The following is a 787-nucleotide window of genomic DNA, read 5'->3' on the forward strand; positions in this document are numbered from 1 at the left end:
ATAGGTCTATCGCCAAGCGGTAAGGCAACGGCTTTTGATGCCGTCATTCCCTGGTTCGAATCCAGGTAGACCTGCCATTATTTAAAGATATTGATTAATTACCGCTTTATAGAGGTTAATTATTCGATATTTTAAAATTGGCTACGTAGCTCAGTTGGTTAGAGCACATCACTCATAATGATGGGGTCACAGGTTCGAATCCCGTCGTAGCCACCATTTCAATTTTATTATAAGATTGAAAATCAATACTCGATATTGATAAAATGCGGAAGTGGCGGAATTGGTAGACGCACTAGATTTAGGTTCTAGCGCCGTAAGGTGTGAGAGTTCAAGTCTCTCCTTCCGCACCATTCTTTCAATAGAGTTGAAAGAAGCTTGAAAAAGCACATTGTAGGTCTATCGCCAAGCGGTAAGGCAACGGCTTTTGATGCCGTCATTCCCTGGTTCGAATCCAGGTAGACCTGCCACAATTTAAGATGACGATTAATTATTTTATTCTTCGGTGTCTATTGGCTACGTAGCTCAGTTGGTTAGAGCACATCACTCATAATGATGGGGTCACAGGTTCGAATCCCGTCGTAGCCACCATTTATTCTTCGATTAAGTATTTACCTATACTTTAATTGAAAAATACGATCAGAGAACAACAGTTATTTATAACTGACAATATGCGGAAGTGGCGGAATTGGTAGACGCACCAGATTTAGGTTCTGGCGCCGCAAGGTGTGAGAGTTCAAGTCTCTCCTTCCGCACCATTCTCTCTGATTTTAAAGTCTTGTTACTACCC

General features: G+C 41.7%; 6 tRNA genes. All 6 read left to right on the forward strand.

Going from position 1 to position 787, the window contains the following annotated elements:
* Window positions 1-2 precede the first annotated feature (2 nt).
* The 6 genes from BTN98_RS09165 to BTN98_RS09190 all read left to right on the forward strand — a co-directional run bounded on the left by BTN98_RS09165 (window position 3) and on the right by BTN98_RS09190 (window position 755).
* Window positions 3-77: transfer RNA gene (locus BTN98_RS09165), tRNA-Gln, on the forward strand.
* 62 nt (window positions 78-139) lie between these two features.
* Window positions 140-216 (forward strand) — tRNA-Met (locus BTN98_RS09170).
* 49 nt (window positions 217-265) lie between these two features.
* Window positions 266-350 (forward strand) — tRNA-Leu (locus tag BTN98_RS09175).
* 42 nt (window positions 351-392) lie between these two features.
* Window positions 393-467, forward strand: a tRNA-Gln gene (locus BTN98_RS09180).
* Between the two features lie 44 nt (window positions 468-511).
* Window positions 512-588 (forward strand) — tRNA-Met (locus tag BTN98_RS09185).
* A gap of 82 nt (window positions 589-670) precedes the next feature.
* Window positions 671-755: transfer RNA gene (locus BTN98_RS09190), tRNA-Leu, on the forward strand.
* The last annotated feature ends 32 nt before the right edge of the window (window positions 756-787 follow it).

It is taken from the genome of Photobacterium aquimaris (assembly GCF_002954455.1).
Taxonomy (GTDB): domain Bacteria; phylum Pseudomonadota; class Gammaproteobacteria; order Enterobacterales; family Vibrionaceae; genus Photobacterium; species Photobacterium aquimaris.